The organism is Marinobacter sp. MIT932201 (genome assembly GCF_047123295.1).
Taxonomy (GTDB): Bacteria; Pseudomonadota; Gammaproteobacteria; order Pseudomonadales; family Oleiphilaceae; genus Marinobacter; species Marinobacter salsuginis.
On sequence record NZ_CP138917.1, the window covers coordinates 2,646,640 to 2,661,397 of the forward strand.

The window sequence follows — 14,758 nt, forward strand, 5'->3', positions numbered from 1 at the left end:
AATAGTTCGTTTACGAAATCATTACAAGTGTTTTTAGAGAATTTCTAGAGCCGGATGTTCGCAAAAACAACATAACGAACATCTGATCTCAGACTCATCCCCAGCGCAGCAGCACCAATAGCCAGGCCACCGAAACCGCAAGCGCAACCCATAACGTGATATCGCTTACAGCCAGGAAAGCCAGGTGTATATACGCTGCCGAGAGCAATCCGATAAACAACCTGTCACCCCGGGTCGTGGCTATCGGCAGAAAGCCTTTCCTTTCGGTACACGGGGAAACAATTTCGTAAACCGTCATCACCGCCAGGATCCCCGCAATCACTGCAAAGAAGATGGCGACAGTCGGTGTCCAGTTCATCCAGGCAATCATAAAACCTCTCCTTACACGCGTCCGAGGGCGAAGCCTTTGGCAACGTGGTTACGAACGAACCAGATCACCAGCAGGCCGGGAATGATGGTGAGTGAACCGGCAGCCGCCAGAACGCCCCAGTCGATACCACTCGCCCCTATCGTTCGGGTCATGATCGCCCCGATCGGCTGGGCATCCACGGACGTCAAGGTTCGGGCAAGGAGCAACTCCACCCAGGAGAACATGAAGGCGAAGAATGCCGTAACCCCGATACCGGAACGAATCATCGGCAGGAAGACCTTCACGAAGAATTTGGGAAAGCTGTAGCCATCAATATAGGCCATTTCGTCGTACTCGCGCGGCACGCCGGACATAAACCCTTCCAGAATCCAGACCGCAAGCGGCACGTTGAACAGGCAGTGCGCCAGGGCCACGGCAATGTGGGTATCGAACAGCCCGATGGACGAATACAACTGGAAGAACGGCAACAGGAAAACCGCTGGCGGTGCCATCCTGTTACTGAGCAGCCAGAAGAACAGGTGCTTGTCGCCCAGGAACTTGTAACGGCTGAATGCGTAGGCTGCCGGCAGGGCCACCACCAGCGTGATCACCACGTTGATCGAAACATAGATCATCGAGTTGATATAGCCGCTGTACCAGCTCGGGTCGGTAAAAATCACCGCATAGTTGTCCAGGGTGAAATTCTGCGGCCAGAGTGTCAGACTGCCCAGGATTTCCTGGTTGGTCTTGAACGACATGTTCAGCAACCAGTAGATCGGCGTCAGCAAAAGCAGGATAAACAGGGTTATCCCAAAATTTTTCGAACGTGTCTGTCTCATCACATTCTCCTTATTTTTCTTTGTCTGCGTGCGTAATGGCGGTAAAGAACAGCCAGGAAATCAGCAGCACGATGAGGAAGTAGATCAGCGAGAATGCCGCCGCACGCCCCAGGTCAAACTGCCCTATCGCCATGGTGGTCAGCGTCTGACTCAAGAAGGTGGTCGAGCTGCCAGGCCCGCCGCCAGTCAGCACGAACGGCTCGATATAGATCATGAAACTGTCCATGAAGCGGAGCAGCACGGCGATGATCAGCACGCTCTTGAGGCGGGGCAGCTGGATGTAGCGGAACACAGCCCACTTTGAAGCCCGATCGATTTCCGCGGCCTGATAGAACGCCTCGGGAATCGCCCGCAGCCCGGAATAGCAAAGCAGCGCCACCAGAGGTGTCCAGTGCCATACGTCCATGAGCAGCACCGTCAACCAGGCATCGAGAGTGTCACCGGTGTAGTTGTAATCGATACCCAGTTGGTTGATGCCCCAGCCGAACAGACCAATGTCACCGCGGGCGAAAATCTGCCAGATGGTGCCAACCACGTTCCAGGGAATCAGCAGGGGAATGGCCAGCAGAATCAGACACAGCGACCCCTTGATACCTGATTTGGGCATCATCAGCGCCACTCCGATCCCGAGGGGAATCTGAATCAGCAGGACCGCACCGGAGAAGATGAACTGACGAATCAAGGAATCCTGAAGACGCTCATCCGTCAATACCTCCTTGAACCATTCGGTGCCCACGAAGAACGCCTGGCCCGGTCCGAAAATGTCCTGAACCGAATAATTCACCACGGTCATCAGGGGAATCAGTGCCGAGAAGGCAACGAGCAGGAATACTGGCAGCACCAGCCACCAGGCTTTGTTGTTTTGTACCTTTTGCATCACTGTTGCTCCTGTACCAGGAATTCATCCACATACAGCTTTAGCCATTGCTTCGGGAACGAGAGATGAACCCGGCTGCCAATAGATGCGGCGAAGTCCTCGCTCTGCCGAACTTTTATATTTTCGCGGTCAAGCTGCACGGTAACGATCTTGTAGGTACCGAGGTCCTCGACATCCAGGACCTCGGCCTCGAAGGTATCGTCTGAAGCCACGGAGGACACCTCCACGAACTCAGGACGTATTCCGATCTTGATGTTGGTGGACCTGGTCCGCTGCAGGACATCAACCTGCCAGGGCTCAAGTGCCACAACCGTGCTTCCGAAACACACGCCACGGGGGCATCTCTGTACCTCGATGAGGTTCATCCCCGGGCTTCCGATAAAGAAACCCACGAACGTGTGGTTGGGCTGCTCGAAGAGCTCGGTAGGGGTGCCAAACTGCACAATCTGTCCGCCGTACATCACGGCAATTTTGTCGGCAAAGGTGGAGGCTTCGAGCTGGTCGTGGGTGACATACACCATGGTAATATCGAACTGCTCGTGAATCTGTTTGAGCTTGCGGCGCAGCTTCCACTTAAGCTGCGGATCAATCACGGTCAGGGGCTCATCAAACAGAATTGCCGACACGTCTTCCCTCACCAGGCCACGGCCCATGGACACCTTCTGCTTCTCGTCCGCGGTCAGGTTCTTTGCCTTCTTGTAGAGCTTGTCCTCGATCTCCAGGACTTCCGCAATCTCATGAACACGGGCCTTGATCTTGGAGGCCGGAACCTTGTTGTTCTTGAGCGGAAACGCCAGGTTGTCGTAAACCGTCATTGAGTCGTAGATGACCGGAAACTGGAAAACCTGGGCGATATTCCTGTCTCGCGGGGAAAGCTCGTTGACACGCTTTCCATCAAACAGGACATCCCCCTCGGAGGGCTGAACAAGCCCGGAGATGATGTTCAGCATGGTGCTTTTTCCGCAACCGGACGGACCCAGCAGTGCGTACGCCCCACCCTTGTGCCAGACATGGTCGAGCTGACGAATGGCATAATCGTCTGGGCCCTGGGGCATATCACTGTAACTGTGGGCGAGTGATTTCAATTGAATTTCGGCCATCAGACAGACCCTCCTGAAACCTGAGACGGTGTGTGCACCAGTTGTTCGTTGTTATCGAACACGAACAGTTTATTGATGGGCAGGTAAACCTTTATTGGTGAGCCTGTGTGGTACTGATGCACCCCCATCAACTGCAACACCATTTCGAAATGACTGTTCTCCACATGCATGAAGGTTTCAGAACCACTGATTTCGCTGAGTTCCACCTCCATGGACATTTCCAGATCATCGTCGCTGGTCGGCACAAGACCGATATGGCTGGGTCGGATCCCGAACCAGTAGTCTCCCGGTTGCAGCTTGGCCAGCTCCTGGGTCAGCGCGTGGTGCGAATACTCGTCGAAGGTCACCTCGGTTTCGGATACACGTCCGCGAATCATGTTCATCGGAGGTTCACTGAACAACTGTGCAGCGAGGGTGTTCACGGGCGCGCGGTACACATCCATCACCGGGCCCGTCTGAACAACCTGCCCTTCGTGTAACAATGTGGTTGTGCCACCGAGCGCCAGTGCCTCGTTGGCCTCTGTGGTGGCGTAAACCGCGATACACTGACGCTCGCGGAACAGGTCCCGCAATTCCGCCCTGAGCTCTTCGCGCAGCTTGTAATCGAGGTTGACCAGGGGCTCATCGAACAGCACCAGGGTGGCATCCTTCACCAGCGCCCGGGCCATGGCAGTTCGTTGCTGCTGGCCTCCGGACAGCTCCAGCGGGTAACGCTTGAGCAACGGGTCGATCCGAAGCATCGACGCGGTTTCTTTCACCCTCCGATCAATCTCGGACTCAGCCATCTTTGCAAGCCGCAGGGGCGAGGCAATGTTTTCGTAGACAGTCAGGTTGGGGTAGTTGATGAACTGCTGATAGATCATCGAAATATTTCGGCTCTGCACGCTCTGCCCTGTAACGTCCTCACCGTTGTAGATCAGACGGCCGCTATCAGGCTTGTCCAGCCCTGCCATCAGTCGCATCAGTGAGGTCTTGCCGGCCAGTGTCCGGCCGAGCAGAACGTTAAAGGAACCTGCCTCAAAGGTGAGGCTGGCATCCCGGATATAGTCGACACCGTCGACCTCACGGGAGAGATTCTCCAGTGTTAAGGACATAGGCTTTCCTTTTTGTTCTTGTGGAAACGCACTCCTGACCGGTTTGCATCGGCCACGGAAATTCGATTTCGAATCTCCTTACGCAAAGGCTATACCAGCTTGCACGTCTGAGTAGGTAATCTTACTTACTCCATTGTTTTGTATACCCTTTTATTTTGCGTGAAATTCCTCATACGAAAATACAAATGTTCGTTTAGCAATACTTTGTTCAAATTGAACATTGACGTGAACAGGATTTGCACAGATGATTGAGCAGCACGTTTGACGAAGTTGCCCACGTTAGCTGCTCAAGTCGTCTGCCAGAACAACAAACGAACACCTGAGTGACGCCTGATGAGAAAAAACGAATATTCGGATTACCGGAGCGTTATTGCCGATTCCTGGGACCGTTGCATTGCCTGGGGCCTTGATCACGACCATGAGCCAATACCTCTGGTTCCAGAGTCTGCCAGGCTGGAAGAAATAAACCGAAAATACAGCGAATTGCTCTCAGTAACCGAGGCTGAGGTTCTGCCCTACTACCGGAACGTACTTTCCAACAGCCGCTGCCTTATTCTGCTCGCCGATCAGCACGCCACGGTATTGAACAGCTGGGGCGATGAACGCATTACAGAGACCCGACTGAAACCCTGGTTCCAGACTGGGGCAAACTGGCAGGAGCAGAACTGCGGTACCAACGCCATCGGCACCTCTATTGCTGTCGGTGCCCCCGTTCAGATTCAGCGAAACGAACATTTCCTGAAAACGAACCGGAGCATCATTGGTTCTGCGGCACCGATTTTCGATGCCCACAGGCAGATTGCCGGTGTTCTCAGCGTGTTCAGCGATGCCTACCTGCCCCAGGCCCACACCCTGGGCATGGTCCGCCTGCTTTCCCAATCCGTGGAAAACCGACTCATCAACCGCCAGTTCGGCCCCGATCATTTCCAGATCACCCTGAATACCACGGCGGATAACTTCGACAGCCCCTGGTCGGGGATTCTATTGTGCGATGATTCCGGACGGGTCATCGCCAGTAACCAGCGGGCGGACCAGTTGCTGGGGATGAATACCGTGGGGGCCCGTCTGGAGGAACTTTTCACCGGCCGTCGGAATCACATTCTTGGCCATCCGGAGACCGAAAACCTGCAACTGACCACCCGCAGTAAGGTGCGACTGAGCGCCCGGATCAAGCGCCCTACCCGGGTTGTCGACAACAACGCCGAAAATGGTCCGTTACCACTCTCGGACGAGGGCAGGCATTCCGATGAATTTTTGGGTATCGACAAACTCGAGTACGGGGATTCAGCCGTGAAGCGATGTGCGGCACAGAGTCTCAAGGTGCTGCAGCGGGGGCTACCGGTTCTGATCACGGGCGAGACCGGGGTCGGCAAGGAAGTTCTGGTCAAGGCGCTTCATCGGGCATCGCCGCGCAAGGATCAACCGCTGGTGGCGGTTAACTGCGCGGCTATCCCCCCGGAACTGGTCGAATCTGAATTGTTCGGTTACGAAGCAGGCGCCTTCACAGGCGCGCGGGCGCAAGGCTCACTCGGTTTTATCCGAAAGGCCCACAAAGGCATTCTGTTTCTGGACGAAATCGGCGAAATGCCCCTTTCTGCCCAATCAAGGCTGCTCCGGGTACTCCAGGAACGGTTGGTTACTCCGGTCGGCTCTACCGACAGCGTCCCTGTTGATATTCTGCTGGTCACGGCGACCAACCGACCACTGGGCTCAAGGATCGAAAGCGGTCATTTCAGGGCAGACCTCTATTACCGGATCAACGGGCTATGCGTGGAACTCCCTGCGCTTCGGGACCGCGCCGACAGATTGCTGCTGATACAGACCCTCTATTCCCGTTACCGTGATCCGGGGCAATCAGAACAGCTGTCGCCCAAGGTACTCTCGGCCCTGGAAAACCATCCTTGGCCCGGTAACATCCGGCAACTGGTCAATGTGCTGCGGGTGGCTATCGCCATTGCCGACGGGGAGGACGTGCAGGTGTGGCATTTGCCGGAAGACTTCCTTGCTGAATTCGAGACCAGCTCGGGCGGGGAATCCGATCAGAATATCCCGCAGCCATCTGTTCCGGGCATTGAAGCGGAACCTGAAGATACACTCGCCAGAACGCTCAGGGTCTATCAAAAGTGCACAGGCAATGTATCTCAGGCCGCCAGAGAACTGGCAATCAGCCGTAACACGCTATACAAGCGTCTGCGGGAACTTGGTGTTCGATGAAACCCATACCCGCAGAAGCCTGGTGTCAGAGCTTTTGAACCGCCTGGAACCAGCCATCATACAGCGCGTCCCGCTTCTCTTTCGTCATGACGGGTTCAAAACTCCGGTCACATCGCCATAGTTCGGAAAGCTCCTCGAGAGAGCCATAGACACCGGCCTTCAGGCCAGCAAGATAGGCAGCGCCCAATGCCGTGGTTTCAACCAGCGACGGGCGATCCACGCGGGCACCGAGAATGTCGGCCAGAAACTGAAGTACCCAGTTATTGGCCACCATGCCACCATCAACCCTCAGGTTGACCGGCCGAATCCCGTCTTTTTCCATAGCCTTTTGCAGGTCCTTGGTTTGATAGCAAACAGATTGCAGGCCCGCCGTGACAATCTCCTTGATGCCGGTATCGCGGGTAAGACCGAAGATGGCGCCCCGTGCATTGGGGTCCCAGTACGGCGCACCCAACCCGGTAAAAGCCGGCACCAGATAAACACCGTGGTCGACGGGCGTCCCCTCCGCCAGCGGTTCTGTTTCACAGGCGTCACGAATAAGCTGAAGGCCGTCCCGCAGCCATTGAATGGTGGCCCCGGCGATAAAAATACTGCCTTCAAGGGCGTAGGTAGGCTTGCCATTCACTCTGTATGCCACCGTGGTAAGCAAGCGGTGCTCAGATTGCAGAGCCTTGTCACCAGTATTGAGCATCAGGAAACAGCCAGTGCCATAGGTGCTCTTCGCCATGCCAATTCCAAAGCAGGTCTGGCCGAAAAGGGCCGCTTGCTGATCGCCGGCCACACCCAGCACAGAGGCACCGTTGAGAGCCCCACCCTCGGTGATCCGCCCAAACTGATCGGCGGAGTCCATTACCTCCGGAAGCAGCGATTCGGGAATATCAAAGAGTTCCAGAAGCTCCGGATCCCATTTCTGGTTGTGGATATTGAACAGCATCGTACGGCTGGCATTGGTGGCGTCCGTTCTATGCTCGCGACCACCAGTCAATCGCCACAACAAAAAGCTGTCGACGGTGCCGAATGCAAGCTCCCCGCGTTCCGCCCGCTCCCTTACTCCGGAGACATTTTCCAGAATCCAGCGAATCTTGGTGGCAGAAAAATAGGGATCAATCAGCAAACCGGTCTTGCTGTTGACCCAGGGTTCGAGGCCTTCGCTTTTCAGGGACTCGCAATAGGAGGCCGTTCGCCGATCCTGCCAGACAATGGCATTGTAGACGGGCTCTCCGGTTTTGCGATCCCAGACCACTGTGGTCTCGCGTTGGTTGGTGATGCCTACAGCAACCACTTCACCACGATCACCACACTCTTCGGCCATGACGGCGTTGCAAGTTTGCTGAACCGATGACCACAGGTCTTCCGGATTGTGCTCAACCCAGCCACTAGCCGGAAAATGTTGCGGAAACTCTTGTTGGCGGGTGGCGTGTATGTTGCCCTGCAGGTCAAAGAGTATGGCGCGGGAACTGGTAGTCCCCTGATCGATGGAAAGTATGTATTGGCTCATAATGTTCGACCTCGGTTTCTTATTTTTTCGCATTTTTACTTTTTTGAACATAAATGCCAAGCAATTTTCACGGCAAGCGCGCATATCACTAGCCAAACCTTTTAAAAAAGCTGCATAACCCGCTGAAAACTACTAAACTTTGAGACTGTTTTCGGACGCACAGCATTTCGCATGAGAAAAATGACAAAGCGGAGGAAATTTTAATGGCACAGCGTCGCCGACAGGATCTGATTATGGAGCTGATCCAGCAGAACGGATTCGTCACCACCGAACAGCTGGTAGACCAGTTCAAGGTAACGCCGCAGACCATCCGCCGCGATCTGAACGAACTCGCCAAGCAGAAAAAGCTCCGCAGACACCACGGCGGAGCAGGGATTGATTCCAGCACGGTTAATACCGCTTATCAGGCCCGCAAGATCATGGATCTGGAAGCCAAGGAAAGAATCGCCGAGGCGCTGGTAGATTTGATTCCGGACAATTCCTCCATGTTCATCAATATCGGCACCACCACCGAGACCATCGCCAAGGCCCTGCTGGAAAAAAACAACCTGCAGATCGTTACCAACAACCTCCATGTCGCGTCCATTCTCTCGGCCAAGGAAGATTTCCACGTAATCATTGCGGGCGGCGAGGTCCGCAATCGGGACGGCGGCATTGTCGGCGAAGCCACCCGGGATTTCATCAACCAGTTCAAGATGGACTTCGGCATCATCGGCATAAGCGGCATTCATAACGACGGCTCTCCCCTGGATTTTGATTACCGCGAGGTCCGAGTGGCCCAGGCAATTATTGCCAACTCCAACCAGGTTCTTCTGGCAGCCGACCATTCCAAGTTCGGACGCAATGCCATGGTCCGTCTGGGAAGCATTTCCCAGGCTGATCACGTCTTCACCGACCAGCAACCTCCCGTTGAAATCCGCCAGCTGCTGACCGAACACAACGTACAGCTTCATATCGTCTGATTGTTTTTCGCTTCCCTCCCTATCCGAAAACGTGATCGCCTCCTTCTTTTCGTTTTTTTTCTATTTTTTCCTTTACGAATATAAAAGCCTTTCGCATAATAGTGTCATATCGCATGTTGAACATTGAAAAGTGCGCATGACAACAAAGCGTCTTTTCCATTGGCGTCAGGAGATGACCAACAATGACTTTGGAGCACGAACAGTTTGACGTTATTGTCGTTGGCGGCGGAGTCAACGGCACCGGCATTGCCATGGACGCAGCCGGGAGAGGCCTAAAAGTCCTCCTATGCGAAATGAATGATCTGGCGTCAGCCACGTCATCCAGCAGCAGCAAGCTTATACACGGCGGTCTGCGCTATCTGGAACACTATGAATTCCGACTGGTCCGGGAGGCATTGGCGGAGCGCGAATCACTGCTTCGCAATTCCCCACATATCATGTGGCCAATGCGCTTTCGGCTACCGCACCGACCGCACCTGCGCCCAGCCTGGATGATTCGCACCGGCCTCTTTCTCTACGACCACCTGGCGAAACGGGAAATCCTTCCGGGCTCACGCTCCATCAAGTTCGGTGAGAACGATCCGCTGAAACCGGATATCACCAAGGGATTCGAGTACTCGGATGGCTGGGTCGACGATGCTCGCCTGGTGGTTCTGACTGCGAAAAAAGCACAGCAGTTTGGCGCGCAGATCTGCACCCGCACCAAATGTGTCAAGGCCGAACAGGGCACCCATGATTGGAAAGTTACCCTGCGGGACATGACCGATGAAACCGAAAGGACGGTATCAGCCAAGGCCATTGTGAATGCTTCTGGTCCCTGGGTAAGCAAGTTATTCGGTGAAACCCTGTCGATGCCGGCGCCGAAAATGATTCGCATGGTCAAAGGCAGCCATATTGTGGTTCCCAGACTTAACAAGGGTACCGAGGCCTACATCCTTCAGAACGAAGACGAGCGGATCGTGTTTGTTATTCCCTACGAGGATGAATTCTCGCTGGTGGGCACCACCGATGTAGATTACGAAGGTGACCCCAAGAAAGCGAAAATTTCACCAGAAGAAACCGACTATCTGCTGAACATCGTGAACTCACATTTCAAGCGACAGCTTGAACCCTCGGATGTGATCTGGTCTTACTCCGGTGTGCGCCCTCTAATGGACGACGAGCAGGAAAATGCCCAGAAGGCATCTCGGGACTACTCCTTCGAGGTCAATAGTGAGAAAGGCAAGGCGCCACTGATTTCGGTATTTGGAGGCAAGATCACCACCTACCGCAAGCTGGCCGAGGCTGCCACCGACAAACTGTGCCAGTTCTTTCCTGAGGCCGGCGGGCGCTGGACCAAAACCGGAGTTCTACCTGGGGGTGACTTTGCCAACCACGAGGCTCTTGAAGAAAAACTCAGGCGGGACTTTCCCTGGCTCTCCGAGAAGGTGATCAGCCGCTACGTACGTACCTATGGCACCACCAGCTATGACATTCTCCGGGACTGCCATTCGATGGACGACCTGGGCATTCATTTCGCCGGGACTCTCTACGAGCGGGAAGTCGAGCACCTGATCAAGAACGAATGGGCCATGACGTCGGAGGACATTCTCTGGCGCCGGACCAAACAGGGACTTTACGCCAGCGACTCCGATGTTGAAGGCCTGGAACGTTTTCTGATGAAAGCTGTCCCTACTGATAATCGCAAGACTGCTCTCCACCACAGCGCCTGAAGCTCTCTCAGGCATCTTTGCTCCGGCCGGACAAGCTCCGCCCGGAGCTTTTTTGTTGCGTCCCTTACATTTCCGGAATCTCCTACAACAAAAAAGGTTGAGGCACCAACCTCAACCTTTTACGCCCCTCTGTCGAGGGTACCTACCACTGCCTGTAACAATCAGAACGTCAGCTGCGAACCAAAGATGATCGCATCGTATTCGCCCTGGCCATTGCCAGTGCCCAGTGTTGTGTATTCCGCCATCAGGGTCAGGTGGTCTGTCGCCGCATAGCGAGCGAAGAGCATGGTCAGATCGGTATCATCACCATCGCCGGCGATGAAATCGTCCTCACCTTCGCCATAACTGACCCCCAGCGTGGTTCTGTTGATCTGGTAAGTAGTTTCAACATACCACTGACTGGCATCTTCTTCGTTCGGATCCAGACGGGCGGCAAACACCCCGTTGCCTGTACCCTGGGTCATGCCGTAGTTGCCGCGAACAGACAGGCCACCAAGAGAGACTGAACCGCCGAAGTCGATACCGGACATGGTGTAGTCATCAAAGGTACCGGTCTTGGAGTCCACGTCCTGCGTGAAACCACTGGACCAGATGGAGAAATTGTTGCCCGAATAGACCACGTTCGCTTCGATGCGCGGCATGGTGTACTCGGCATCGGCAACGCCATCCACCTTTGAGGGGCTGAACAAACCGACCTTGAACTGCAGGCCGCCCAGGCTGTTGGAGGTGTACATCACACGGGGTGTGAAGTTGGCGTAGAAGTAGCCGTTTCCGATACGCCCGGCCGTTGCTGCTACCTGGTCCGGGCCACCGATCAGGCCGACGCCCAAAGCGCTGCCGTTATCGCCAATGGCAGGAACCCCATAAATACCAAAGCCCTTACCAATGTTCACCTTGCCGAAATCGCCGGCCACGGCAATCTCGGAGACCCGGCTGCGAAAATCGGCGTTGGCATCACCCGGCGCAATATTGGCGTTCATCTGGAAATGGCCGGACACTTCCAGACCATTTTGGGTCGGTGCATAAATGTTGTTTTGCAGTGTTGCCGGGTTGAAACCGGTCGTGATGGTAAACGAATCTTCATCCGTTGGTTGGTCATAATTGCCGAACACCGCAAAGATCGGAATGTGACCATTAAAGCCCGCCTTCCAACCGTTATCAGATTCAAAGGACACCTCCGCCAGGGCTGGCGAGCAGACCCCTGCCGCCAGCAGCAGGGAGGCTGCCAATGGGGCCTTCCGGAAAGAACGGTTGTTGGACGACACAGAGACATTGTCATTTTCGATCATGTTAGCTTCCTGTTTTTGTTAGCGCTGAACTGTCGAAGCCACCTGAAACGCTTTGCCCATGGACATAGCCGCGGCGAAACGCCTGGCGACTGACTTCGTTAACGAACCGCCTGGCTTTCGCATTGCGCCATACTGGTTCGAAACAGAACAAATTTAGCGCTGAAAATTGCAAATAGAAAGTTTATGATCGAAAAAATTTTCGTTTAAAATACCTTAAGAAGGGTTCCGAAAGAAGAACAAACGGTCAACTATTTGTTTTTGTTGAATTTAAATCACTGTGCTCTCGAAATAAAATTTTTCGTTGACGAACTTTAAATCGAACCATATGATCGTAAATTGTACGAAAAGCAACAAAAACAAGAGGCGATCATGAACAAATACCCGTTGCTAGTCGGCCTGATACTACTGGTGAGCCAGCCGGTAATCGCGGCCCCCCTCTTCGACTCACTTCCCAATGAGAAGCGATCGCTTATCCGCACACTGATCCAAGACCACTTCCCGGATTCGACCCTGTCGGAAGACGAACAGGCTGAAGAGCTCGCCTGGTTTACCCACGCAGCCGCAGAGCTCCAGGGAAAATCGATATCCGTTCTCTCCGAACAATTGCCGACCCATGACTACGAGGCAGAGGTACTGGCACCCGCGTTTTCAATGCTGACAGGGATTCCGGTAGTCCACGACAGGAAGCCCGAAGGCGAGGTGATTCGCCAGATCAACCTTCAGCGCATCATGGCGGCCATGGGGCGGTACGACGCATTTGTAAATGACTCCGACATGATTGGCACCCATTCCCGCAGCGGCTGGGCTCTGGCGCTGAGCGATTATATGGAAGGTGCAGGGAAGGCATTTACACTGCCAACCCTGGCATTGGAGGATTTCATTGGCCTGGAGTTCGTCACTGGCCCCGACGGCAAGGTCTATCAGCTACCCGATCAGCAGTTCGCCAACCTGTACTGGTTCCGTTACGACTGGTTCCAACGCCCGGAACTGAGGGCCCAATTCAGGGAGCGTTACGGCTATGAGCTTGGCGTTCCGGTCAACTGGTCCGCATATGAAGACATCGCAGAATTTTTCACGGTTCACGTGCAGGAGATTGATGGCGAACGCGTCTACGGGCACATGGACTACGGCAAGCGGGACCCATCTCTGGGATGGCGCTTCACCGATGCCTGGTTCTCCATGGCGGGTGCAGGCGACCAGGGCATTCCCAACGGATTACCGGTCGATGAATGGGGCATTCGTATGGAGGGCTGCCATCCTGTTGGCTCGTCCGTCAGTCGTGGCGGTGCCACTAACAGCCCGGCAGCGGTCTACGCACTGGAAAAATACATCGACTGGTTGCAGCGTTTCGCTCCTCCCGAAGCTGCAGACATGACATTCTCTGAAGCCGGACCCGTGCCGGCCAGAGGACGGGTTGCCCAGCAGATCTTCTGGTACACGGCCTTCACCTCCAATATGACAAAAGAGGGATTACCCGTCGTTAACGATGACGGCACCCCGAAATGGCGAATGGCGCCCTCCCCTCGCGGCGCCTACTGGCAGGAGGGTATGAAGCTCGGATATCAGGACGTGGGGGCCTGGACCATCCCGCGAGCGATGGGGGCGGACCAGCAGAAAGCAGCGTGGCTTTATGCCCAATTCACCGTTTCGCGCACCGTGTCACTCCAGAAGACCCTCTACGGCCTGACACCCATCCGGCTTTCAGATCTGGAATCGCCGCAAATGCAGGCAAAAGCGCCAACACTGGGAGGCCTTGTCGAGTTCTACCGGAGCCCAGCGAGAACCGCCTGGTCGCCCACTGGAGTGAACGTGCCAGACTACCCCCGGCTGGCCAAGCTCTGGTGGCCAAACATTGCCGATGCGGTAACGGGGAAAATGACCCCGCAGCAGGCGCTCGATAACTTGGCGGCAGCACAGGACAGAACCTTGTCTATTATCGAGCGTAACTTCCTGGCCGGTGATTGTGGTCCTAAAATGGCGGATGAAGAAAAGCTGAAGGGCGAAGAATGGTGGCTCGCCCAACCTGGTGCGCCCAAGCCTCGCCTGAACAATGAGAAACCCCAGGGCAAAACCATCCGTTACGAGGACCTGCTCAGGCAGTGGGACATCGCGGGCAGCTGAGCAGGCTCATCAGGGTTCGGGCTCAAGCAGCTGTGCCACGCGCTTCTGCAGTTCGGGCACAACCTCGCTTTCGAACCAGGAATTCCGTCGCAGCCAGAGGTTATTTCTTGGGCTGGGGTGAGGCATCGGCAAAACTTCTGGCCAATAATCCTGCCAATGCTCCACATTGGCCGTGACGGATTTGCGGCTGTTGTCCAGATGCCATGCATGGGCGTACTGACCAATAACCAAAGTCAGCCCGATGTGAGGCAGACGATCCAGCAACAGGTTGCGCCAGGCCGGTGCGCACTCCGGCCGCGGCGGAAGATCCCCGGATTTCCCGGTTCCCGGATAGCAAAATCCCATGGGCAGGATGGCGAGCTTTTGCTCGTCGTAAAAGGTATCCCGGGTTATCCCCATCCATTGTCGAAGCCGATCGCCGCTAGGATCGTTGAAGGGCAACCCGGTTTCATGCACCCGCCTGCCCGGCGCCTGCCCGACTACCAGAATGCGAGCGCTTTCCGATATCTGGATGACCGGCCTTGGTCCCCGTGGAAGAACGTCCGCACAAATCGTACACGCCCGCACGCGCCGAACCAGATCGTCGAAGGGAAGCCGGGAAAGATCTTCAGTCATGAGTGTTCCGTCACAAGGGCGATTGCATATACGGGCATTTCCCGTAACGATAGAGGCACAATCACGACACAACAAGTCTCGAAGGACA

General features: G+C 55.1%; 12 protein-coding genes. 4 read left to right on the top strand and 8 right to left on the bottom strand.

Translation table 11 applies throughout. The features are described 5' to 3' along the window. Positions 1–94: 94 nt before the first annotated feature. From SIC15_RS12090 to SIC15_RS12110, 5 genes are read right to left on the bottom strand one after another with little or no spacing between them, the layout of a single operon-like run. Positions 95–370, bottom strand: a complete 276-nt coding sequence (locus tag SIC15_RS12090; protein ID WP_053112336.1) for a DUF2160 domain-containing protein — start codon at positions 368–370, stop codon at positions 95–97. Between the two features lie 11 nt (positions 371–381). After that, positions 382–1,188 carry a carbohydrate ABC transporter permease gene (locus SIC15_RS12095; RefSeq protein ID WP_136632143.1) on the bottom strand — a complete coding sequence of 269 codons (807 nt, stop codon included), beginning with the start codon at positions 1,186–1,188 and terminating at the stop codon, positions 382–384. A gap of 10 nt (positions 1,189–1,198) precedes the next feature. Continuing rightward, a complete protein-coding gene (locus tag SIC15_RS12100; protein ID WP_053112341.1) occupies positions 1,199–2,065 on the bottom strand; it encodes a carbohydrate ABC transporter permease in 867 nt (288 codons plus the stop codon). Continuing rightward, positions 2,065–3,165 carry an ABC transporter ATP-binding protein gene (locus tag SIC15_RS12105; protein WP_412536012.1) on the bottom strand — a complete coding sequence of 367 codons (1,101 nt, stop codon included), beginning with the start codon at positions 3,163–3,165 and terminating at the stop codon, positions 2,065–2,067. Before SIC15_RS12105 ends, SIC15_RS12100 begins: the two co-directional genes overlap by 1 nt. Further along, positions 3,165–4,259, bottom strand: coding sequence for an ABC transporter ATP-binding protein (locus SIC15_RS12110; RefSeq protein WP_136632144.1), 1,095 nt, complete (start codon positions 4,257–4,259; stop codon positions 3,165–3,167). Before SIC15_RS12110 ends, SIC15_RS12105 begins: the two co-directional genes overlap by 1 nt. 333 nt (positions 4,260–4,592) lie before the next feature. On the opposite strand from SIC15_RS12110, the gene SIC15_RS12115 reads away from it, so the two are divergent. Further along, positions 4,593–6,473, top strand: coding sequence for a sigma-54-dependent Fis family transcriptional regulator (locus SIC15_RS12115; protein WP_153637319.1), 1,881 nt, complete (start codon positions 4,593–4,595; stop codon positions 6,471–6,473). 25 nt (positions 6,474–6,498) lie between these two features. Here SIC15_RS12115 and glpK read toward each other — a convergent pair whose 3' ends face one another. Next, positions 6,499–7,971 carry a glycerol kinase GlpK gene (gene glpK / locus SIC15_RS12120; protein ID WP_412536013.1) on the bottom strand — a complete coding sequence of 491 codons (1,473 nt, stop codon included), beginning with the start codon at positions 7,969–7,971 and terminating at the stop codon, positions 6,499–6,501. A gap of 203 nt (positions 7,972–8,174) precedes the next feature. On the opposite strand from glpK, the gene SIC15_RS12125 reads away from it, so the two are divergent. Next, positions 8,175–8,933, top strand: coding sequence for a DeoR/GlpR family transcriptional regulator (locus tag SIC15_RS12125; RefSeq protein ID WP_412536014.1), 759 nt, complete (start codon positions 8,175–8,177; stop codon positions 8,931–8,933). Between the two features lie 182 nt (positions 8,934–9,115). After that, positions 9,116–10,645, top strand: coding sequence for a glycerol-3-phosphate dehydrogenase (gene glpD / locus SIC15_RS12130; protein WP_412536015.1), 1,530 nt, complete (start codon positions 9,116–9,118; stop codon positions 10,643–10,645). A 161-nt stretch (positions 10,646–10,806) separates the two neighbouring features. Here glpD and SIC15_RS12135 read toward each other — a convergent pair whose 3' ends face one another. Beyond that, on the bottom strand, positions 10,807–11,934 hold the full coding sequence (locus SIC15_RS12135; RefSeq protein WP_412536016.1) for a porin: 1,128 nt from the start codon (positions 11,932–11,934) through the stop codon (positions 10,807–10,809). Between the two features lie 369 nt (positions 11,935–12,303). On the opposite strand from SIC15_RS12135, the gene SIC15_RS12140 reads away from it, so the two are divergent. Continuing rightward, positions 12,304–14,055: an ABC transporter substrate-binding protein gene (locus tag SIC15_RS12140; protein WP_412536017.1), complete on the top strand. Its 1,752-nt coding sequence runs from the start codon at positions 12,304–12,306 to the stop codon at positions 14,053–14,055. A 9-nt stretch (positions 14,056–14,064) separates the two neighbouring features. Here the strand turns inward: SIC15_RS12140 and SIC15_RS12145 are convergent, their stop codons facing one another. Continuing rightward, a complete protein-coding gene (locus SIC15_RS12145) occupies positions 14,065–14,670 on the bottom strand; it encodes a uracil-DNA glycosylase family protein (RefSeq protein ID WP_412536018.1) in 606 nt (201 codons plus the stop codon). Between the last annotated feature and the right edge of the window lie 88 nt (positions 14,671–14,758).